19 protein-coding genes, 2 tRNA genes and 1 pseudogene are annotated in these 20,746 nt (G+C 42.8%); 21 read left to right on the top strand and 1 reads right to left on the bottom strand.

Annotation, left to right across the window (positions count from 1 at the left end; translation table 11 throughout):
* Positions 1 to 105 precede the first annotated feature (105 nt).
* Complete coding sequence (plsY, locus tag HMPREF9960_RS04650; protein WP_005589661.1) at positions 106 to 750, bottom strand: glycerol-3-phosphate 1-O-acyltransferase PlsY; 645 nt, start codon at positions 748 to 750, stop codon at positions 106 to 108.
* Positions 751 to 973: 223 nt separating this feature from the next.
* Here plsY and parE point away from each other — a divergent pair, with 223 nt between their 5' ends.
* The 21 genes and pseudogenes from parE (at position 974) to tpiA (ending at position 20,739) form a co-directional block, all read left to right on the top strand.
* On the top strand, positions 974 to 2,923 hold the full coding sequence (gene parE, locus HMPREF9960_RS04645; protein ID WP_005589662.1) for a DNA topoisomerase IV subunit B: 1,950 nt from the start codon (positions 974 to 976) through the stop codon (positions 2,921 to 2,923).
* Between the two features lie 31 nt (positions 2,924 to 2,954).
* Positions 2,955 to 3,137 (top strand): AbiH family protein, encoded by a 183-nt coding sequence (locus HMPREF9960_RS10785; protein WP_005592178.1) that lies wholly within the window; start codon positions 2,955 to 2,957, stop codon positions 3,135 to 3,137.
* Positions 3,122 to 3,949, top strand: a complete 828-nt coding sequence (locus tag HMPREF9960_RS04640; protein WP_368085725.1) for an AbiH family protein — start codon at positions 3,122 to 3,124, stop codon at positions 3,947 to 3,949. The genes HMPREF9960_RS10785 and HMPREF9960_RS04640 overlap by 16 nt, the downstream gene beginning before the upstream one ends.
* A 124-nt stretch (positions 3,950 to 4,073) precedes the next feature.
* The gene (locus HMPREF9960_RS04635) at positions 4,074 to 4,907 is read left to right on the top strand and encodes an aminoglycoside 6-adenylyltransferase (protein ID WP_005589664.1); all 834 of its coding nucleotides are present in this window, start codon (positions 4,074 to 4,076) and stop codon (positions 4,905 to 4,907) included.
* The gene (locus HMPREF9960_RS04630; RefSeq protein WP_005589665.1) at positions 4,888 to 5,622 is read left to right on the top strand and encodes a CPBP family intramembrane glutamic endopeptidase; all 735 of its coding nucleotides are present in this window, start codon (positions 4,888 to 4,890) and stop codon (positions 5,620 to 5,622) included. The genes HMPREF9960_RS04635 and HMPREF9960_RS04630 overlap by 20 nt, the downstream gene beginning before the upstream one ends.
* Before the next feature lie 52 nt (positions 5,623 to 5,674).
* Positions 5,675 to 8,125, top strand: coding sequence for a DNA topoisomerase IV subunit A (parC, locus tag HMPREF9960_RS04625; RefSeq protein ID WP_005589666.1), 2,451 nt, complete (start codon positions 5,675 to 5,677; stop codon positions 8,123 to 8,125).
* Positions 8,126 to 8,187: 62 nt separating this feature from the next.
* Complete coding sequence (locus HMPREF9960_RS04620; protein ID WP_005589667.1) at positions 8,188 to 9,291, top strand: branched-chain amino acid aminotransferase; 1,104 nt, start codon at positions 8,188 to 8,190, stop codon at positions 9,289 to 9,291.
* A 93-nt stretch (positions 9,292 to 9,384) separates the two neighbouring features.
* On the top strand, positions 9,385 to 9,615 hold the full coding sequence (locus HMPREF9960_RS04615) for a DUF2969 domain-containing protein (protein ID WP_005589668.1): 231 nt from the start codon (positions 9,385 to 9,387) through the stop codon (positions 9,613 to 9,615).
* A 50-nt stretch (positions 9,616 to 9,665) separates the two neighbouring features.
* Positions 9,666 to 9,746 (top strand) — tRNA-Tyr (locus HMPREF9960_RS04610).
* A gap of 9 nt (positions 9,747 to 9,755) precedes the next feature.
* Positions 9,756 to 9,827, top strand: a tRNA-Gln gene (locus tag HMPREF9960_RS04605).
* Between the two features lie 163 nt (positions 9,828 to 9,990).
* On the top strand, positions 9,991 to 11,193 hold the full coding sequence (gene rpsA / locus HMPREF9960_RS04600; protein ID WP_005589669.1) for a 30S ribosomal protein S1: 1,203 nt from the start codon (positions 9,991 to 9,993) through the stop codon (positions 11,191 to 11,193).
* A 169-nt stretch (positions 11,194 to 11,362) separates the two neighbouring features.
* Positions 11,363 to 12,082: a matrixin family metalloprotease gene (locus tag HMPREF9960_RS04595; protein ID WP_005592258.1), complete on the top strand. Its 720-nt coding sequence runs from the start codon at positions 11,363 to 11,365 to the stop codon at positions 12,080 to 12,082.
* A 4-nt stretch (positions 12,083 to 12,086) separates the two neighbouring features.
* Positions 12,087 to 12,451 (top strand): annotated as a pseudogene (locus HMPREF9960_RS04590) (hypothetical protein).
* A gap of 251 nt (positions 12,452 to 12,702) precedes the next feature.
* Entirely contained in the window at positions 12,703 to 14,598 is a 1,896-nt protein-coding gene (locus HMPREF9960_RS04585; RefSeq protein ID WP_005589673.1) for an ABC-F family ATP-binding cassette domain-containing protein, read from the top strand.
* A gap of 265 nt (positions 14,599 to 14,863) precedes the next feature.
* Complete coding sequence (locus tag HMPREF9960_RS04580; protein ID WP_005592182.1) at positions 14,864 to 15,745, top strand: hypothetical protein; 882 nt, start codon at positions 14,864 to 14,866, stop codon at positions 15,743 to 15,745.
* 16 nt (positions 15,746 to 15,761) lie between these two features.
* Positions 15,762 to 16,211 carry a hypothetical protein gene (locus HMPREF9960_RS04575; protein ID WP_005589676.1) on the top strand — a complete coding sequence of 150 codons (450 nt, stop codon included), beginning with the start codon at positions 15,762 to 15,764 and terminating at the stop codon, positions 16,209 to 16,211.
* Between the two features lie 84 nt (positions 16,212 to 16,295).
* Positions 16,296 to 17,159 carry an Rgg family transcriptional regulator gene (locus tag HMPREF9960_RS04570; protein ID WP_005589678.1) on the top strand — a complete coding sequence of 288 codons (864 nt, stop codon included), beginning with the start codon at positions 16,296 to 16,298 and terminating at the stop codon, positions 17,157 to 17,159.
* 78 nt (positions 17,160 to 17,237) lie between these two features.
* Positions 17,238 to 18,419: an MFS transporter gene (locus HMPREF9960_RS04565; RefSeq protein WP_005592234.1), complete on the top strand. Its 1,182-nt coding sequence runs from the start codon at positions 17,238 to 17,240 to the stop codon at positions 18,417 to 18,419.
* Between the two features lie 256 nt (positions 18,420 to 18,675).
* The gene (locus tag HMPREF9960_RS04560; RefSeq protein ID WP_005589681.1) at positions 18,676 to 19,080 is read left to right on the top strand and encodes a PaaI family thioesterase; all 405 of its coding nucleotides are present in this window, start codon (positions 18,676 to 18,678) and stop codon (positions 19,078 to 19,080) included.
* Complete coding sequence (locus tag HMPREF9960_RS04555; protein ID WP_005589683.1) at positions 19,061 to 19,822, top strand: HAD family hydrolase; 762 nt, start codon at positions 19,061 to 19,063, stop codon at positions 19,820 to 19,822. Before HMPREF9960_RS04560 ends, HMPREF9960_RS04555 begins: the two co-directional genes overlap by 20 nt.
* A 158-nt stretch (positions 19,823 to 19,980) precedes the next feature.
* Complete coding sequence (gene tpiA / locus HMPREF9960_RS04550) at positions 19,981 to 20,739, top strand: triose-phosphate isomerase (protein WP_005589685.1); 759 nt, start codon at positions 19,981 to 19,983, stop codon at positions 20,737 to 20,739.
* Positions 20,740 to 20,746 lie beyond the last annotated feature (7 nt).

Raw genomic sequence — 20,746 nt, 5'->3', positions numbered from 1 at the left:
GGGCTATACTACGCTGATTTCATCAGCATTTACAGCCCTACTCAACTGTGCGGAGGTGGGACGACGAAATCGAATTCTAACGAATTACCGATTTCCGTCCCACTCTCATTTTTTTGGATTTTGCTTGGTCAAGTTGATGCCCCAAGGGATTAGGTTTTCAGTTTTATTTCGAATCCGCTGGATATTGTCCCGATGACGAAGGATGATAATAGCCGCTAAGAGAATGATAATCAGGGTAAAGAGGAAATCATAGCTAGGTAGGATAAAGCCTAAAGCAGGAAAAATCAAGACAGACAGGATAGCCACGCTTGCAGAAACCACGCTGGCTAGAGAAATCATACTTCCCAGATAGAGAGTTGTCACAAAGACAAATATCAGGTAGATAAAGAAAGCGGGCGAGAAGCCCAGAACAGCTCCTGCACTGGTCGCCACGGCTTTGCCGCCTTTGAAGCCAGCAAAGATTGGAAAGGTATGGCCAATCACGGCCAAGAGACCAAAAATCAGTGGTGAAATCCCTTCAATATGTAGGAAAAGCGGCAGCAGCGTTGCCAGTGTACCTTTGAAAAAGTCGATAGCAAAAGTAGCCGTCCCCGCCGTCTTTCCCAAGATACGGAAAGTGTTGGTCGTGCCAGTATTGCCACTGCCATATTCGCGGAGGTTCTTTTTAAAGAAAATCTGCCCAATCCACAAACCTGTCGGGATGGAGCCCAGTAAATATGCTAGTACTAATCCAATTATCGTGTTCATCATGATTTTATTATACCATGATTTGGAACTTGGACAAAGAACTATGATAAGAATATTTTTATAGAATTGTCTAGTCTGACGCTTGCAGCTAGGCTGCCTTTCTCCAAAATCACTTGAAATCCAGATTCTATCAGCCTTTTAAAGGGTATTTTTTAGAAAAAAACTTTGCAAAATTTATCAAAAACTTGTAAGATAATAAGGATGACTATCATGCAGGAGGTTCCTTGTGGCAAAAAAGGAAATCAATATTAACAATTACAATGATGATGCCATTCAGGTATTAGAAGGGTTGGATGCGGTCCGCAAACGTCCAGGGATGTATATCGGATCGACCGACGGAGCGGGACTCCACCATCTGGTTTGGGAGATTGTGGATAATGCAGTCGATGAAGCCTTGTCAGGTTTCGGTGACCGGATCGATGTGACGATAAACAAAGACGGCAGTCTGACCGTCGCAGACCACGGACGCGGGATGCCGGTCGGCATGCACGCGATGGGCATTCCCACAGTTGAGGTTATTTTCACCGTTCTCCACGCCGGCGGTAAGTTCGGCCAAGGCGGCTATAAGACTTCAGGCGGTCTCCACGGTGTAGGCTCCTCTGTCGTCAATGCCCTGTCCAGCTGGCTGGAAGTGGAAATTACGCGCGACGGGGCTGTTTACAAGCAGCGCTTTGAAAATGGCGGAAAACCTGTCACCACGCTCAAGAAAATCGGTACGGCTCCTAAGTCTAAGTCTGGGACCAAAGTGACCTTTATGCCGGATGATACGATTTTTTCAACGACGGACTTTAAGTACAACACCATTGCAGAGCGTCTTAAGGAATCAGCTTTCCTACTCAGGAATGTCCGCCTGTCGCTGACAGATGAGCGGACTGGCGAAGAAGTAGAGTTTCACTATGAGAACGGAGTTGAAGACTTTGTCAGCTATCTCAACGAAGACAAGGAAACCCTGACGCCTGTCCTCTATTTCGAGGGGGAGGAGAGTGGCTTCCAAGTTCAGGTTGCCCTCCAGTACAACGACGGCTACTCAGACAATATCCTGTCCTTTGTCAATAACGTCCGCACCAAGGACGGTGGTACCCACGAGACGGGACTCAAGACCGCGATTACCAAGGCCATGAACGACTATGCCAGAAAGACCGGCCTGCTCAAGGAAAAGGACAAGAATCTGGAAGGCTCGGACTACCGCGAGGGTCTAGCTGCTGTTCTTTCTATCCTAGTTCCAGAGGAGCACCTGCAGTTTGAAGGCCAGACCAAGGACAAGCTGGGCAGCCCTTTGGCTCGTCCTGCCGTGGACTCCATCGTCTCTGACAAGCTGACCTTCTTCCTCTTGGAAAATGGTGAGCTAGCATCTAACCTTATCCGCAAGGCTATCAAGGCCAGAGATGCTAGGGAAGCGGCCCGCAAGGCGCGTGACGAAAGCCGCAATGGCAAGAAGAATAAAAAAGACAAGGGCTTGCTCTCTGGTAAGCTGACCCCTGCCCAGTCCAAGAATCCAGCCAAGAACGAACTCTATCTGGTCGAGGGAGACTCTGCCGGTGGCTCTGCCAAGCAAGGCCGTGACCGTAAGTTTCAAGCTATCCTGCCTCTACGCGGTAAGGTTATCAATACTGCCAAGGCTAAGATGGCCGACATTCTCAAGAACGAAGAAATCAACACCATGATTTACACGATTGGAGCGGGTGTTGGGACAGACTTTACCCTTGAGGATGCCAACTATGATAAAATCATCATCATGACCGATGCGGATACTGACGGTGCCCATATCCAGACCTTGCTGCTGACCTTTTTCTATCGCTATATGCGCCCGCTGGTCGAGGCTGGCCGTGTCTATATCGCCCTGCCCCCTCTCTACAAGATGTCCAAGGGCAAGGGCAAGAGCGAAGTTGTCGAGTATGCCTGGACCGATGGTGAGCTGGATGACCTGCGCCGCAAGTTTGGCAAGGGTGCCATGCTTCAGCGCTACAAGGGGCTCGGTGAAATGAACGCCGACCAACTCTGGGAGACCACCATGAATCCCGAAACCCGCACCCTCATCCGTGTCACCATCGAAGACCTGGCCCGCGCCGAACGCCGCGTCAATGTCCTCATGGGCGACAAGGTCGAACCACGCCGCAAGTGGATTGAGGATAATGTCAAGTTTACGCTTGAAGAGAGTGGGGAGATGGTGTTTTGAGAGAGTAAATTGTAAAAATTAAAAGATTATTATGAAAAAATTGTTTGTTATAGGAAATGGATTTGATCTTGCTCACGGCTTAAAGACAAGTTATTTACAGTTTAAAAGATTTGTATATCAGCAAGCTTATAACTATAAAGAAATTGAAGAAGAGGAAAATATTCCTGAAATAGATGTACGTTTTTTTATGATTTTGAAATTCCGGACTATTTAACTGGCAATCATGGAGAGATTGTATACAATGATCAAGAAGTTGCAGGTAAATATTTTGAGCTAATATCATCGATTGTTAAATACAAAGAAGATTGGAGAGATTTTGAAAATTCTTTAGCAAAGATAAGTGATATCGAATTTGAACTGAATAGTTTCTATGATTCTGAAGAAGATATAGATTATTTTAGAACAGCAAACTATATAGAGGATTTCTCAGAAACTTTAAAAAACTTTTATCAATATGCAACGAATAGTTTATTTAGTGAATGGATTAATACCATCTCAAAATCGGAAGAGTATAAAAGTCTTTTACCTATCAAGGAAAGTGTTTTAAAATCAAAAGGAATTGCACTATATCTAACTTTCAATTATACAACGATATTGGAAGATAAATACGGTGTTGAAGAAGAGGATGTTTTTCACATACACGGAAGTATTATTACAGGTGAGTATCTGGTAGGTCATAATGTAGAAAAGGATGTTGAAGAGGATTTTAATCCGCTTTCTTTAGGTTCTTACATAAATTCTGTCATTGAGGCGGTTAGAAAGCCTGTAAAGAATAGACTAGAATCTAAACAAATGAAAAAATTTTTAGAAAGAATTTCTGATGTTAGAGAAATTTATTTTATTGGTTTTAATCTTAAAGATCAAGATTCTCCAGATAAATTATACTTCCAAAGGATATTTGAAATATTGCCAAACGTAAAAGTTTATATTGATGAGTTTAGCAAAAACGATGAAAAATCCATTAAAAATACTCTTAAAGAATGGGGATTAAAAAATTATCACTCTATAGAATTTATAAAAACTTAAGAAAATTAATAATTAAACGGGAAGTAATACAGAGATTGAAGAAAATAAATCAATATTTTGTAATCAAATTGTTTAATATCGAGAAAAATCTTAACAAAATTGGAAGTAATAGGCAGGTATTCCCATGAGAACTGAAACCGATATGTTTGATGTGATTTTGCAAACCGCAAAAGTGCTACAGGTTGATGCTGTCGCTATGTCCGGCTCGCGGACAAACCCAAAGGCTCCAAAGGACGAGTTCCAAGACTATGATGTGGTCTATATTGTGGAGAATTTTGATAGTCTGATAGCTGACCTTGCTTGGTTGGAAAGGTTTGGCAAGCGCATGATCGAGCAGCATGTCCTACTAGGCCATCGCCGCCTCTATCTCATGCTCTTTGAAGATGGCAATAGGATAGATTTGACCCTTTGCCCAAAGGAATACATCAAAGAATGGGTGGATAGCGAAGCGGATTTCACGGTGCTGGATGACCCGCAGGGACTGTTTGCTCCTTATGCACCGACACCCAAGCGCTATTGGACGGCACCAGCCAGTGCGACTGACTTTGACAAATCCTGCAATGAATTCTGGTGGGTGTCAGCTTATGTAGTCAAGGGCATTCATCGAAACCACCTTGTCTATGCGACGGATCATCTATATGGAATCTGCCAGCAAGAATTGCTCAAGCTTTTAGCTTGGCAAGTGGCAGCAGATAAGGGGACGGTCGATGTTGGCAAGAACTACAAGTACCTCTTTCAGTATTTGCCTGCTGAGAAAGAGAAGGAATTTACAGCCTTGCTTGACTTTTCCGACCAGAAAAAAATTACCCAGTCTCTCTTAGATACCATGGACTTTTTCCACAAAGAAGCCCAAGCCTTCTCTCTCAAAATCGGCTTCCCCTATGACAAAGCAACTGCAGAGAAGATGATTGAGTATGCTGAGGAGAGACTCGAAACAAATGAAACATTTACAAAATAATAAGATAACAAAATTTTTACTGATTAATTTTCTCATTTCTTGGGGATTTGGTTGGGGATTGCTCGCTTTTCTGACACAAATGAGCCTCTTAAGTCTAACAAGTCCACTAGGAGTCTTTCTCCATTTACTGGGAGGTTTCGGTCCAACCATTGCAGCCATTTCTTGTTTGCCTCAAAAATCCATTAAAAGCATAGTATCTTTTATCTTAGGGGACTCAAAGAAAGATATTTTGTTATTTCTTTTACTAATTTTCGTGCAGACAGGTGTCATTGCTTTCTCATCTAAGGAGCTTAATCCGGCTTTTCCACTAGGAAATTTGTTTGTTGTTTTTTTGAGTGCAGTCTGTGTTTATGGTGGCGAAGAAGAATTGGGATGGCGAGGCATCTTGCAACCAACTTTGGAAACTAGATTCTCCTTTTGGATTTCCGGTTTGATAACAGGTTGTATTTGGGCAATATGGCATGTACCTTTATGGTTTGTGATTGGAAGTTCCCAAAGTAGGATGCCTTTTATATTATTCAGTCTATTTGCAATTTATCTCAGTATTCTTCTAGCAGCTGTTTTCAAAAAGACTAAGTCGATCCTTTATTGCGCCATTTTTCACGGCCTAATTAATACCCTACTTAGCTTATTTGTTATTAAAATTAATCTTTTATTCATTCTAGGATTAGTAGGATTGCTCTTCTTTTCTCACTACCTACAAAGAAACAGTTAAATTTATAAAATATAGATTTACTTTACAATAAAACACTAAAAAGAGAATTATTATGTCTAACATTCAAAACATGTCCCTTGAGGACATCATGGGAGAGCGTTTTGGTCGCTACTCCAAATACATCATTCAGGAGCGGGCCTTGCCGGACATTCGCGATGGCTTGAAGCCTGTTCAGCGCCGTATTCTTTATTCCATGAATAAGGACGGCAACACCTTTGATAAGGGCTACCGTAAGTCTGCCAAGTCAGTCGGGAACATCATGGGAAATTTCCACCCCCACGGTGACAGTTCTATCTACGATGCCATGGTTCGCATGTCTCAGGACTGGAAAAACCGTGAGATTCTCGTTGAGATGCACGGGAACAATGGTTCCATGGACGGTGATCCACCGGCGGCTATGCGTTATACTGAGGCGCGCCTGTCTGAGATGGCTGGCTATCTGCTGCAGGATATTGAGAAAGATACCGTTCCTTTTGCTTGGAACTTTGACGATACTGAAAAGGAGCCGACTGTTCTGCCGGCAGCCTTTCCTAACCTCTTGGTCAATGGAGCAACTGGGATTTCCGCTGGTTATGCGACTGATATTCCACCTCATAACCTAGCAGAAGTCATTGACGCGGTTATCTATATGATTGACCATCCGTCTGCCAAGGTGGACAAACTCATGGAGTTTCTGCCTGGACCAGACTTCCCGACAGGAGCTATTGTCCAAGGTCGTGATGAGATCAAGAAAGCCTACGAGACTGGTAAAGGTCGCGTCGTGGTGCGCTCCAGAACTGAGATTGAAAAGCTGAAAGGCGGAAAAGAGCAAATCGTCATTACCGAGATTCCTTACGAGATTAATAAAGCGGTCTTGGTCAAGAAAATCGACGATGTGCGGGTCAACAATAAGGTGGCTGGCATTGCTGAGGTACGGGACGAATCGGACCGGGATGGTCTTCGCATTGCCATCGAGCTTAAGAAAGACGCCAATACTGAGCTAATTCTCAACTATCTCTTCAAGTACACTGATTTGCAAGTCAATTATAACTTCAACATGGTGGCGATTGACAATTTCACGCCTCGTTTGGTGGGGATTGTGCCAATCTTAACCAGCTATATTGCCCACCGCAAGGAGATCATTCTGGCTCGCAGCCGGTTTGACAAGGCCAAGGCTGAGAAACGGCTGCATATCGTGGAAGGACTGATTCGGGTTATTTCTATTTTGGACGAGGTGATTGCCCTGATTCGTGCTTCCGAAAACAAAGCAGACGCAAAGGAAAATCTTAAAGTTAGCTATGATTTCACTGAGGAGCAGGCTGAGGCTATCGTCACTCTCCAACTCTACCGTTTGACCAATACAGACGTAGTGGTTCTGGAAGAGGAAGAAGCAGAGTTGCGCGAGAAGATTGCCATGCTGGCAGCCATTATCGGTGATGAGCGAACTATGTATAATCTCATGAAGAGGGAGCTCCGCGATGTCAAGAAGAAGTTTGGCAATCCGCGTCTCAGTGAGCTGCAGGATACAGCAAACGCCATTGAGATTGATACAGCTAGTCTTATCGTTGAGGAAGAAACCTATGTCAGCGTGACTCGTTCTGGTTATATCAAGCGGACCAGTCCGCGTTCTTTCTCTGCTTCAACCTTAGAAGAGATGGGCAAGCGTGACGATGACCGACTGATTTTCGTTAGTCCAGCTAAGACGACTCAGCATTTATTGATTTTCACCAGCCTGGGAAATGTTATTTACCGGCCAGTTCATGAACTGTCGGACATCCGTTGGAAAGAAATCGGAGAACACCTCAGCCAGACCATCAGTAACTTTGATACCAAAGAAGAGGTTATCTATGCAGAGTTGTTGGACAGCTTTGAGGAGGGTACTTACTTTGCAGCGACCAAGCTGGGCCAAATCAAGCGTGTAGAGCGCAAGGAATTCAGTCCTTGGCGGACCTATAAGTCTAAGTCGCTCAAGTTTGCTAAACTGAAAAATGAAGAAGATCAGGTTATTGCTCTGGCGCCGATTAAGCTGGATGATGTTATGCTCGTGACCAAGAATGGCTATGCTCTCCGCTTCAATATTGAGGAAGTACCAGTTATCGGAGCTAAGGCAGCTGGGGTTAAAGCCATCAACCTCAAGAAAGACGATGTCCTAGCGGCAGCCTTTATCGCCAATACAGACTCGCTCTACCTCCTGACTCAGCGCGGTTCGATCAAGCGTATGGCAGTCGCAGATATTCCTGTTACCAGTCGGGCAAATCGCGGTCTTCAAGTTCTGAGAGAGCTTAAGACCAAGCCGCATCGTGTCTTTGCAGCTGGACCAGTCTATGGCCAAGCAGTGGACTTCGACCTCTTTACAACAGAAGCTGAAGCCATTGAAGAGCAGATTTTGCAGGTGCTTTCTAATAAAGGAACGGTCTATGAAATCAATCTAGTTGATCTTAGCCTGTCTGAGAGAACCAGCAACGGCAGCTTCATCTCTGATACTATTTCAGACGAAGAAGTCTTCTCAGCTTATATCAAGTAATCACCAAACCAGTTCATACGAACTGGTTTTTTAAAAAATAAATTTTCAGAAAATTGAAAATAATGATTGAATTTTTCAGAAAAAGGTGTACAATAGGGAGTATCTATAAATTGAAAGATAAGGAAAAGAGGAAAAAGACTATGACAGTAAATCTTGATTGGGAAAATCTTGGCTTTTCATATATGAAATTGCCCTATCGCTATATCGCCTATTATCGGAATGGTCAGTGGGAGGAAGGCAAGCTGACAGAAGATGCGACCCTGCATATTTCTGAGTCTTCACCAAGCCTTCACTATGGCCAGCAGGCTTTCGAAGGTCTAAAGGCTTATCGGACTAAGGATGACAGTGTTCAGCTTTTCCGTCCAGATGAGAATGCTAAGCGCCTGCAACGCACTTGCGATCGTCTCTTGATGCCACAAGTTTCAACTGAAATGTTTGTGGAAGCTTGTAAGGCTGTTGTTCGCGCAAACGAAGACTATGTACCGCCATATGGAACAGGAGGAACTCTCTACCTTCGTCCCCTTTTGATTGGTATCGGAGATATCATCGGGGTAAAACCAGCAGAGGAGTACATTTTTACGATTTTTGCTATGCCAGTTGGAAACTACTTCAAGGGTGGTTTGGTTCCAACCAACTTCTTGATCCAAGATGAATATGACCGTGCAGCTCCACATGGTACAGGTGCTGCTAAGGTGGGTGGTAACTACGCAGCTAGTCTTCTACCAGGTAAGATGGCTAAGTCTCGCAACTTCTCTGACGTTATCTACCTAGATCCGTCAACTCATACCAAAATTGAAGAGGTTGGATCAGCCAATTTCTTTGGAATTACCAAGGGCAATGAATTTGTGACACCGCTTAGCCCATCTATTCTCCCATCCATTACCAAATATTCTTTGCTTTACTTGGCAGAGCACCGCTTGGGCTTGACGCCAATTGAAGGTGACGTTCCAATTAACAATTTGGATCGCTTTGTCGAAGCAGGAGCTTGTGGTACGGCAGCCGTTATTTCGCCAATCGGGGGTATCCAGCATGGCGATGATTTCCATGTATTCTATAGCGAAACAGAAGTCGGGCCAGTGACTCGCAGATTGTATGATGAGCTGACTGGTATCCAATTTGGTGATGTGGAAGCTCCAGAAGGTTGGATTGTAAAAGTAGACGAATAACTTTAAGAGCCCTTTGAGGCTCTTTTTATTGAGGAAATCACTTGCCAGCTTTGCTATTTTTGTGTAAAATAGAGACTTGAAAGAGGTAAAAGAATGAGTAAAAAAGATAAAAAAATTGAGATTCAGATTTCAGATAGTAAGGTGAAGCTTGGCGCTGATCAATTTGCTGGCTACACCCTTTCTATTGGGAAAAAGGTCATTGGCGAGATTGCCGAATTTGACGGCCAATTTGCTATTATTAAAAATGGCAATGTTGAAAGTTTATATAAAAAGCTTGAAAAAGCGGTGGAAACTTTGATTGAAACCTACAATTTAGGAAAATAAGGGCTTGCGCTTTTATTAGATTAATGATATAATTGATATCGTTGATTGTCGGAGAGATAGCGAAGAGGCTAAACGCGGCGGACTGTAAATCCGCTCCTTCGGGTTCGGGGGTTCGAATCCCTCTCTCTCCATTTCATCATTGGGGTATAGCCAAGCGGTAAGGCAAGGGACTTTGACTCCCTCATGCGTTGGTTCGAATCCAGCTACCCCAGTTCTTAGGTAATATATCAGATAAAGGATAAAATATCGTCGGATATTTTATTTCTTTATAGGGTGGAAAACGTTAAAGATACATCAAATGTCGTTTGCGGGTGCTTAGGAAAATAATTATAAGTATGTCAAGTATTATACTTGATTGTTGGAGGATTTTTTTAGATGAATGAATTTGAAGATTTGCTAAACAGTGTTAGCCAAGTCGAACCAGGTGATGTCGTTACTGCCGAAGTATTGACAGTGGATGCTAACCAAGCTAATGTTGCCATTGCTGGTACTGGTGTTGAAGGGGTTTTGACTCTGCGTGAGTTGACAAATGATCGTGATGCTGACATCAATGACTTTGTAAAACCAGGTGACACACTTGAATTGCTTGTTCTTCGTCAAGTAGTAGGTAAAGATACAGATACAGTTACTTACCTAGTATCTAAAAAACGTTTAGAAGCTCGCAAAGCATGGGACAAATTGGTTGGTCGTGAAGAAGAAGTCGTTACTGTTAAGGGCACTCGTGCTGTTAAAGGTGGACTTTCTGTTGAGTTTGAAGGGCTTCGTGGATTTATTCCAGCTTCAATGCTCGATACTCGTTTCGTTCGCAACACTGAACGTTTTGTAGGTCAAGAATTTGACGCTAAGATTAAAGAAGTAGATCCAAAAGAAAACCGCTTCATCCTTTCACGTCGTGAAGTTGTGGAAGCAGAAGCTGCTGCAGCGCGTGCAGAAGTATTTGGTAAATTGAATGTTGGTGATGTTGTAACTGGTAAAGTTGCTCGTATCACAAGCTTCGGTGCTTTCATTGACCTTGGTGGTGTTGATGGTTTGGTTCACTTGACTGAACTTTCTCACGAGCGTAACGTTTCACCAAAATCTGTTGTTTCAGTTGGTGACGAAATCGAAGTGAAGGTTCTTGATTTGAACGAAGAAGAAGGCCGCGTGTCTCTTTCACTTAAAGCTACAACCCCTGGACCATGGGATGGTGTTGAACAAAAACTTGCTGCTGGCGATGTAGTTGAAGGTACAGTAAAACGTTTGACTGACTTCGGTGCTTTCGTTGAAGTATTGCCAGGTATCGACGGACTTGTTCACATCTCACAAATTTCACACAAACGTGTTGAAAATCCAAAAGATGCTCTTAAAGTTGGTCAAGAAGTAACTGTTAAAGTTCTTGAAGTGAATGCTGCTGCTGAGCGTGTATCACTTTCTATCAAGGCTCTTGAAGAGCGTCCAGCTCAAGAAGAAGGCCAAAAAGAAGAAAAACGTCAATCTCGTCCACGTCGTACACGTCGTCAAGAAAAACGTGACTTCGAGCTTCCAGAAACTCAAACTGGTTTCTCAATGGCTGATCTTTTCGGTGATATCGAATTGTAATTTACTTAAGAAGAGGCTGAGTTTCTCAGCTTCTTTTTTCGTCTTTTTAAGTGGGGCTTGTGTCGTAGCCATTTATTTACGAGATATACCTCTCAATCGTATTTAGTTTTGTTTAAGCCAAAAATGCTAGACTGAGTCTCTCGTGCATTCTATGAGAAAGGAGCTTGCCATGAAGTTTATTTTCAATTGTATTAGATTTATATTTCGCTTTATTTGGCGGCTTATCTGGGGGCTTGTTTGGTCTGTGGCACTTAGTTTTCTTGTTCTTGTAGGTGTTTTTTATTTTACTACTTCGACAGAGACGGGGACAGAGGGGCTTTCGAAGGCTGTTAAAACTGCGGTTACTCAAGTGGATCAATTTTTAACGCATCAAGGACTTTCCACTGGTTTTCAGACTAGTGAGGGAATTCAGCCCCATCAGCTGACAGATGAGCATAAAGGGACGGGAGCTCGCTGGGAGAAGGCTAGTGCTACGGTATATATTGATACCACGAATGAAACTTTACGTTCAGCATATCAGGAGGCCATTAATTCCTGGAACCAGACAGGAGCTTTCACCTTTCAAATTATCAATGACAAAGAAGAAGCGGATATCGTTGCGACGGAAATGAATGATGGCAGTGTCAGTGCAGCTGGTGAGGCAGAGTCCAAGACCAACCTGCTGATCAATCGTTTCAGCCATGTGACTGTTCGCCTCAATAGTTACTACTTGTTGGACAGACGCTATGGTTATTCTCATGAGCGGATTGTCAATACAGCAGCGCACGAATTGGGCCATGCTATCGGATTAGACCATAATGAGGAGGAATCAGTGATGCAGTCGGCAGGCTCATTTTATAGTATTCAGCCAGCAGATATCCAGGCTGTAAAAGACTTGTATCAATCATAAAGGTATGCTAAAAACGATTTTTAATTTTATTAGACGCTTCCCAGAGCAAGTTTTCCTCTTTCTTTTTAACTCAGGAATTTTTGCTTGGCTGTGGAAAAGCGGCAGCGATATTGCTAACCAGCTAGGTGTGACAGCGGCTTGGGAAACTCATGTTCCAGCGCCCATTCAGGCCTTCTTTGGAGAGAATGTTGAGATAATTCAAGGATTTTTCCAGCATTCAGCCATTATGTGGTTGATTGGTTCCATGATTATGCTATGGATTGTTCGTTTTGTCAAAGGGATGATAAAGCTAAGCCTTTTTGTTTTATTATTTTGCTGGGTATCTATCTGATTTTGCAGAATCAATCTATTCTCAATAGTTTTCTTTAGAGGCTGGGACAAAAGTCCTAGCCTCTAAATTGTCTTTGGATTGTCGAGCAAGACGCAGTGGTTGAGTGGCTCTACTACGCTGATTTCATCAGCTTTTACAGCTCTACTCAACTGTGCGGAGGTGGGACGACGAAATCGAATTCTAACGAATTACCGATTTCTGTCCCACTCTCTTTTTCTTTTGGGGAGCTGAGTTCGCTTTCTCTTGAATTCTGATAGCTGTAGTTCTGGAAATCTGCTATAATGGTTTTATGATTATTTTACAAGCAAACAAGATTGAACGCTCTTTTGCAGGGGAGCTACTTTTTGATAATATCAACCTGCAGGTGGATGAGAGTGACCGGATTGCTCTGGTCGGTAAAAATGGAGCTGGTAAGTCAACCCTGCTCAAGATTTTGGTGGGCGAGGAAGAGCCGACGTCTGGTCAAATCAATAAAAAACGAGATCTTTCCCTGTCCTATCTGGCTCAGGATAGCCGCTTTGAGTCGGAGAATACTATCTACGACGAGATGCTGCTGGTCTTTGATAGTCTGCGCCAGCAGGAGAAGCGCTTGCGGCAGATGGAGCTGCAAATGGGAGAGTTGTCAGGAGAAGAGCTGACGGCTCTCATGACCCAGTATGACCAGCTGTCAGAGGACTTTCGCCAGAAAGGTGGGTTTACCTATGAGGCCGACATTCGAGCGATTTTGAATGGTTTCAAGTTTGACCAGTCCATGTGGCAGATGAAGATTTCTGAGCTGTCGGGCGGGCAGAATACCCGTCTAGCTCTGGCCAAGATGCTCTTGGAAAAGCCAGAGCTGCTGGTCTTGGACGAGCCAACTAACCACTTGGATATCGAGACCATTGCTTGGCTGGAGACTTACTTGATTAACTACAGCGGTGCCTTGATCATCGTCAGCCACGACCGCTATTTCTTAGACAAGGTTGCAACTATCACGTTGGATTTGACCAAGCATTCATTGGATCGCTATGTGGGCAATTACTCTAGCTTTGTGGTCCAAAAGGAGCAGAAGCTGGCTACTGAAGCCAAGAACTACGAAAAGCAACAGAAAGAAATCGCTGCGCTGGAGGACTTTGTCAATCGCAATCTGGTTCGGGCTTCCACAACCAAGCGGGCTCAGTCCCGTCGTAAGCAGCTGGAAAAGATGGAGCGTTTGGACAGGCCGGAGACCGGCAGTCGATCGGCTAATATGACCTTCAAATCTGATAAAGTTTCGGGCAATGTTGTGCTGACCTTGGAAGATGCAGCTATTGGCTACGGTGAGGAAGTCCTGTCGGAGCCGATTAACCTTGACATTCGCAAGTTCAATGCGGTAGCTATTGTCGGGCCAAATGGGATTGGAAAGACGACCTTGATTAAATCACTAATCGGTCAAGTGCCCTTCATCAGAGGCGAGGAGCAGCTGGGGGCTAATGTGGAAGTGGGCTACTATGACCAGACCCAGAGCAAACTGACTGCCAGCAATACGGTACTTGATGAGCTATGGAATGACTTCAAGCTGACGCCAGAGGTCGAAATTCGCAATCGCTTAGGCGCTTTCCTCTTCTCGGGAGACGATGTCAAGAAGTCTGTCGGCATGCTGTCGGGTGGAGAGCGGGCGCGGCTGCTTCTAGCCAAGCTGTCTATGGAAAACAACAACTTCCTCATCCTCGACGAGCCGACCAACCACCTAGATATTGACAGCAAGGAAGTGCTGGAAAATGCCCTGATTGACTTTGACGGCACCCTGCTCTTTGTCAGCCATGACCGCTACTTTATCAACCGTGTGGCCACGCAGATCATCGAGCTCTCAGAGACAGGCTCTACCCTTTATCTAGGTGATTATGACTATTATCTGGAGAAAAAGGCAGAGCAGGAAATCTTGCGTGAGGAGGCGGAGCAGGCCAGTCCTGACAATCCGGCACCTGCCAATGACTATCAGCTTCAAAAGGAAAACCAGAAAGAACAGCGCCGGCTGGCCCGCCGCTTAGAACAATTGGAAGCGCAAATCGAGGACTTGGACAGCCAGATCAATCAGCTTCAGGAAGCCATGCAGGCCACTAATGATGCCGCCGAACTCATGGAGAGCCAGCAGCAAATTGACCAGCTGACCGCTGCCCAAGAAGAAGCCATGCTGGAATGGGAAGAATTGGCGGAGAAGGTGTAGGAGTATGCAGTTTCTGTGAGAAATGAGCTTCTTAGAGCTCAGAATGCTTAATTCACATGTGAAATCAGCCAAAAAAGAGTAAAAAACGAATTTTCTTATGCTAAATCTTTCGTTTTTGTAAAAAAAATTTGATTTTTCCTGAAGACTCATCTCGCCTAGAGCAAGTTTTAAACTTTCTCATGCGTGCTGAGTCCTTTTTAGGAGACGCTGTTAGGGCTTTCTCGAGCGGGTGGAAATCTATGACATATGGGTTTGGAGATTAGAAATGAAAAAGAAATCGATTTTTAAGGCTAGTTTTGAAGAGAGTTTAAATCTGGAAGATGATGGATTTTTACAGTATCAGAAAGGAAATGTTTTCTCTAAGTTAGAAACATATTATAGGGAAGGAAAGTCTAAACTAGTTCTTCATATTCAGAATATTGTTTTCACTCTTATCGGTCCTGTCATTATAAACTTTATGATTCTTGTTTTCTCGCTGTCCTTGCACGACTCTGATCCTAAAGATTTAAGATTGCCTATCTATCAACATCCATTACTAACAGCTGAGGTATATCTAGTCTGTTTCTTAATTTGGGTATTTATCATATTGATTGGTAAAGTTTTTAGAAAAGCTTTTATACTGCCTTATCGTAATCATTTTCATGTCATCACATTTCTAATTTGGCTTAGTCTTGAATTTAATCTGTTAGCGATTGATATGTCATTACCAACTTTATCTATTTGGATGGTTGCTGCTATTTTTGTTTTTATCTCTATATTAGCCTATTTTATGTTTAGCCTTGAAATTGAAAGTCTTAAAAAACTGATGTATGGTAATGGAAGTGGCTCCTCTCTTCGCAACAAAATTGCCAATAAGATAGCGATTTATGGAATGAGTTTTTTTGGAATTGGAGTAATTATAAACTTTATTATAAAAAGTTTTTCCATAAAATTTTCAACTTCATTGGAAGGATTAGGTCTTTTGATAACATGGATTATCCTAAATATTGCTGTGATTGCTATGCTAATTTACATCGAATTTCCTAGTTATTTACAAGCATTCTACAAATGGAAATATCCTGAAGAGTATCGCGACTGGGAAGGGAAAACCGTAGAAGAATGGTATGGAAAAAAATATTTAAAAAAACACAAGGAGTTATTAAAATAGGATTTGGGTGAAAAGTATGAAGAAATCAATTTTTAAAGCAAGTTTTGAAGAGAGTTTAAATTTGGAAGATGATGGTTTTTTACAGTATCAGAAAAAAGATTATTATAATAAGCTTGGGAAAGCCTTTAAGAAAGGGAAACCCTCTTTACAAGATAAGATTGCTAAGGGAATTTCTATTTATGGAGCAGGTCTATTGGGCTTGGCTGTGATTGTTAATTATATTTTCAAAGCTTTTTCTATTAATTTTTCATCTTCCATAACTGGTTTTGGTCTCTTTATATGGTGGATTCTGATAAATATTGGTGTAATCGCCATGATTGTATTTATGGAGTTTCCTTACTTTCTAGAAGGATATTACAAATGGAAATATCCCGAAGAATACCGTGAGTGGGAAGGTAAAACTGTGGAAGAATGGTATGGGAAAAAGTATCTAAAGAAACACAAGGAGTTATTGCAAAATAGGTAAAAAGAACGATTGGTGTGGGCAATAGAGATAAGTGAATAGAGTTTTTAGCAGAACAGCAATTAAAGAAATTAAAGTGGTAAACAAATGGAAGATTTAGGTAAAGTTTTTCGCGATTTTCGTTTAAATGGGCATTATTCTTTGAAGGAAGCGGCGGGTCAGGTTTGCTCGACTTCTCAGCTGTCTCGTTTTGAGCTGGGGGAGTCGGACATGACCCTCTCGAAATTTTTAGATCTTTTGGATAATATTCATGTGACTCTTGAAAATTTTATGGACAAGGCTCGGAATTTCCAGCAGCATGAGCACGTGGCCATGATGGGTAAGATTATCCCTCTTTACTACTCAAATGACATCAAGGGATTTCAGGACTTGCAAGCAGAGCAGTTGGAAAAGGCCAAAGCCAGCAGTGCGCCTCTTTACTATGAGCTGAATTGGATTTTGATGCAGGGCTTAATTTGTCAGCGAGACGGTCAGTTTCGCATGAGGCAAGAAGATTTAGATAAGGTGGCTGATTATCTCTTCCAAGTGGAAGAATGGACTATGTATGAGCTGATTCTCTTTGGAAATCTCTATAGCTTCTATGATGTGGACTATGTCTACCGTCTGGGCAAGGAAGTTATGGAGCGGGAGGACTACTACAAAGAAATCGGTCGCCATAAGAGACTGGTCTTAATTTTAGCGCTCAATTGTTACCAGCATTGTTTGGAAAGTTGTTCTTTTGATAAGGCTAGTTATTTTGAGGCTTACGTGGAGAAAATCATTGGTAAGGGCATCAAACTCTATGAACGCAATGTCTTCCTCTATCTCAAGGGTTTTGCGGCTTATCAGAAGGGACAGAAGAAGCAGGGAATCAAGCAAATGCAGGAAGCCATGCATATCTTTGAAGTGCTGAATTTACCAGAGCAAGTTGCCTATTATCAAGAGCATTTCGATAAGTTTGTGAAAGTATAATTTCCCAAATATGGGAAAAATAAAGAGCCTCCCTCCATTCCTGATACAATAGTTTCAGAAATGGAAGGAGGTATTTTTATGAATCGACATGCAGCACAGCTGATTACACGGGCTGCTATTAATAAAATTGGAAATATGCTCTATGACTATGGGAACAGCATCTGGCTTGCTTCTTTGGGAGCTCTGGGACAGACGGTCTTGGGCATTTATCAGATATCGGAGCTAATCACTTCTATCTTATTCAATCCTTTTGGAGGAGCCATTGCGGACCGCTTTTCCAGACGGAAGGTGCTGATGGTAACAGATTTGATTTGTGCCGGTCTTTGTCTGCTGATTTCCTTTATCTCTAATGAGCAGCTCATGATTGGAGCGCTGATTTTTGCCAATGTGGTTCAGGCCATAGCCTTTGCCTTTTCTCGACCAGCTAATAAATCCTACATTACCGAGATTGTGGACAAGGAAGACATCGTGGCCTACAATTCTCATCTGGAACTGGCCTTGCAGGTTATCAGTGTCTCAGCTCCAGTTCTGTCTTTTATCGTGATGCAGTATGCAAGTCTGCGCATCACTCTTCAGCTGGATGCTCTTAGCTTTTTTCAGGCTTTTGCCTTGGTTTACTTTCTGCCCAATCATGAGCCGAGTAAGCAGAAGTCTCCCATCAATCTTGGAAATATCCTGAGAGATATCAAGGAAGGTTTAGTTTATATCCGTCAGCAAAAAGAAATCTACTTTCTGCTCTTGGTAGCTTCTGCAGTCAACTTTTTCTTTGCGGCCTTTAATTATCTATTGCCTTTTACTAATCAGCTCTATGAAAAGGCAGGCTCTTATGCAACTATTCTGAGTTTGGGTGCGATAGGCTCAATCATCGGAGCCATTCTAGCTAGCAAGGTTAAGGCTAGTATGGGAAATTTACTTGTAGCTCTGCTATTGACTGGTGTTGGGGTAGCAGTCATGGGTGTCTCTGCCTTGCTACCGGTACATCCCTATTTTTCTTATTCTGGTAATCTAATCTGCGAGCTCTTTATGACTGTTTTCAACATTCATTTCTTCAGCCAGGTTCAGACCAAGGTGGACAAGCAGTATCTAGGCCGCGTTTTCTCAACAATCTACACGCTGGCAATTCTTTTCATGCCTCCTGCGACTTTTCTGATGACGCTGCTTCCGAGTGTCCGCACCCTTTCCTTTCTCCTGATTGGTTTCGGAGTGATGGGATTGGCTTTGATTTCCTACTTTTATCAAAAGAGAATACAAAAAGACTAGGCTGGAGCGATTTCCAACCTAGTTTGATGTTTTGTCTTGCGAATCTTCAGCTGAGAATTTTTAAATTCATTACCAGCCTAATTTGGATCAGAACTCTATTTCCAATCTACCAGCTCAAATCGGCTGATAGATTAGGAGTGCTGGAGATTTGAAGAGCTGGTAGAAAAAATTTTTCCATTGGAATGTACATATAATCATTGTTCCTTGCTAGTAAAAGTAGTATGATGAAGTATAAGCAAAATTAATGGAGTGAGGAATGAAAGATTTTCATTTTGATGCAATTTCAGCATTTGAAAACTATAAAATTGAGGAGGCCAAAGATGGCCATGTTTTAGTAACGACAGAGGTCGTCCCCTCTTCTCTAAACTATTATGGCAATGCACATGGAGGCTACTTGTTCACCTTGTGCGATCAGATAAGTGGTTTGGTTGTCATTTCACAAGGAGCTGACGCTGTGACCTTGCAATCTTCTATCAATTATCTAAAAGCGGCTAAACTAGGCGATACTCTGAGCATTGAGGGGAACTGTATCCATGCCGGCCGGACGACTAGAGTGGTGGATGTGGATATTGTCAATCAAGATGGGAAGAATGTCTGCAAGGGGACCTTTACCATGTTTGTCACTGGCGAAAGGGGCGAAAATGCACAAGTTAGAATATAAACATTATCTTTTTGACTTTTACGGAACACTAGTAGATATCCGGACTGACGAAGATGAACCGACTTTATGGCTGTATCTTTCCCGCATCTATGCAGCATATGGAGCAGATTATCAGCCAGAAGACTTGAAAAAGAAGTATGGACAATTAATAGTAGAGCAGGAAAACAAGATAGCTCAAGAGAAAGGCGTTGTCTATCCAGAGGTTGATTTGGTGGCGGTTTTCATTCAGCTTTTGCAGGAAGCTCCAACTAAGCATGAAACCCAGACTCCGCTTCCTAACTTGCAGGCTTGGGGAGAGCAGTTGGCCGTAACGTTTCGGAGTTTGTCCCGTCGTCAGCTCCATGCCTATCCCAATACCCTGAAAGTTTTAAAGGCCATTAAGGACCAAGGAGGCGATGTTATATTGCTCTCTAATGCTCAAAAGGCTTTTACAATGCCAGAAATTGAATTGACGGGTTGTGCTGCTTATCTGGACAAAGTTTATATTTCTTCGGATTATCAGATCAAAAAACCACAAGCAGAATGGTTAGAGCTTGTGTTGGAAGAGAATCAGTTCAATCCAGAAGACACGGTGATGGTTGGCAATGATTTTTCTACGGATATGGCTATCGCTGAAGCTGTTGGGATTGATGGCATTTTGCTGAACACTTTCCCATACTCAGCTGCAGAGATAAACAGGCTCAATAAAATGCAGGCCAGAGTCATTACAGATATAGAAGAACTGCTGGAAAATAGGCGGTAAAGGATGTCGCAAGGTCTTTGAATGGTTTATTCACAGCCAAAACTGTGGATAACTCCTAGAAACATTACGATTTGATGAAAAATTGTGGATAACCTTTATTAATTTGCTTACTTATGATATAATAGCCCATATAAATAAAAATAGAAGAGGTATGTGAAATGTCACGTAAACCATTTATCGCTGGTAACTGGAAAATGAACAAAAATCCAGAAGAAGCAAAAGCATTCGTTGAAGCAGTTGCATCAAAACTTCCTTCATCAGACCTTGTTGAAGCAGGTATCGCAGCTCCTGCAGTTGATTTGACAACTGTTCTTGCTGCTGCAAAAGGTTCAAACCTTAAGGTTGCTGCTCAAAACTGCTACTTTGAAAATGCAGGTGCTTTTACTGGTGAAACTAGCCCACAAGTTTTGAAAGAAATCGGTACAGACTACGTTGTTATCGGTCATTCAGAACGCCGTGACTACTTCCATGAAACTGACGAAGATATCAACAAAAAAGCAAAAGCAATTTTTGCAAATGGTATGCTTCCAATCATCTGTTGTGGTGAGTCACTTGAAACTTATGAAGCTGGTAAAGCTGCTGAATTCGTAGGTGCTCAAGTATCAGCTGCATTGGCTGGATTGACAGCTGAACAAGTTGCTGCATCAGTTATCGCTTACGAGCCAATCTGGGCTATCGGTACTGGTAAATCAGCTTCACAAGACGACGCACAAAAAATGTGTAAAGTTGTTCGTGACGTTGTAGCTGCTGACTTTGGTCAAGAAGTTGCTGACAAAGTTCGCGTTCAATACGGTGGTTCAGTTAAACCTGAGAACGTTGCTTCATACATGGCTTGCCCAGACGTTGATGGTGCCCTTGTTGGTGGAGCGTCACTTGAAGCTGAAAGCTTCCTAGCTCTTCTTGATTTTGTGAAATAAGAATAAC

The organism is Streptococcus cristatus ATCC 51100, from assembly GCF_000222765.1.
Lineage (GTDB): Bacteria > Bacillota > Bacilli > Lactobacillales > Streptococcaceae > Streptococcus > Streptococcus cristatus.
Note: the sequence above shows the minus strand (reverse complement) of the source record. Positions and strands in the feature narration are given on the sequence as shown.

What these genes read in the sequence shown, in the direction of transcription:
- plsY (WP_005589661.1), bottom strand. Translation starts at nt 750, where the DNA reads ATGATGAACACGATAATTGGATTAGTACTAGCATATTTACTGGGCTCC.
- HMPREF9960_RS10785 (WP_005592178.1), top strand. Translation starts at nt 2,955, where the DNA reads ATGAAAAAATTGTTTGTTATAGGAAATGGATTTGATCTTGCTCACGGC.
- HMPREF9960_RS04635 (WP_005589664.1), top strand. Translation starts at nt 4,074, where the DNA reads ATGAGAACTGAAACCGATATGTTTGATGTGATTTTGCAAACCGCAAAA.
- HMPREF9960_RS04630 (WP_005589665.1), top strand. Translation starts at nt 4,888, where the DNA reads ATGAAACATTTACAAAATAATAAGATAACAAAATTTTTACTGATTAAT.
- parC (WP_005589666.1), top strand. Translation starts at nt 5,675, where the DNA reads ATGTCTAACATTCAAAACATGTCCCTTGAGGACATCATGGGAGAGCGT.
- HMPREF9960_RS04620 (WP_005589667.1), top strand. Translation starts at nt 8,188, where the DNA reads ATGATTGAATTTTTCAGAAAAAGGTGTACAATAGGGAGTATCTATAAA.
- HMPREF9960_RS04615 (WP_005589668.1), top strand. Translation starts at nt 9,385, where the DNA reads ATGAGTAAAAAAGATAAAAAAATTGAGATTCAGATTTCAGATAGTAAG.
- rpsA (WP_005589669.1), top strand. Translation starts at nt 9,991, where the DNA reads ATGAATGAATTTGAAGATTTGCTAAACAGTGTTAGCCAAGTCGAACCA.
- HMPREF9960_RS04595 (WP_005592258.1), top strand. Translation starts at nt 11,363, where the DNA reads ATGAAGTTTATTTTCAATTGTATTAGATTTATATTTCGCTTTATTTGG.
- HMPREF9960_RS04585 (WP_005589673.1), top strand. Translation starts at nt 12,703, where the DNA reads ATGATTATTTTACAAGCAAACAAGATTGAACGCTCTTTTGCAGGGGAG.
- HMPREF9960_RS04580 (WP_005592182.1), top strand. Translation starts at nt 14,864, where the DNA reads ATGAAAAAGAAATCGATTTTTAAGGCTAGTTTTGAAGAGAGTTTAAAT.
- HMPREF9960_RS04575 (WP_005589676.1), top strand. Translation starts at nt 15,762, where the DNA reads ATGAAGAAATCAATTTTTAAAGCAAGTTTTGAAGAGAGTTTAAATTTG.
- HMPREF9960_RS04570 (WP_005589678.1), top strand. Translation starts at nt 16,296, where the DNA reads ATGGAAGATTTAGGTAAAGTTTTTCGCGATTTTCGTTTAAATGGGCAT.
- HMPREF9960_RS04565 (WP_005592234.1), top strand. Translation starts at nt 17,238, where the DNA reads ATGAATCGACATGCAGCACAGCTGATTACACGGGCTGCTATTAATAAA.
- HMPREF9960_RS04560 (WP_005589681.1), top strand. Translation starts at nt 18,676, where the DNA reads ATGAAAGATTTTCATTTTGATGCAATTTCAGCATTTGAAAACTATAAA.
- HMPREF9960_RS04555 (WP_005589683.1), top strand. Translation starts at nt 19,061, where the DNA reads ATGCACAAGTTAGAATATAAACATTATCTTTTTGACTTTTACGGAACA.
- tpiA (WP_005589685.1), top strand. Translation starts at nt 19,981, where the DNA reads ATGTCACGTAAACCATTTATCGCTGGTAACTGGAAAATGAACAAAAAT.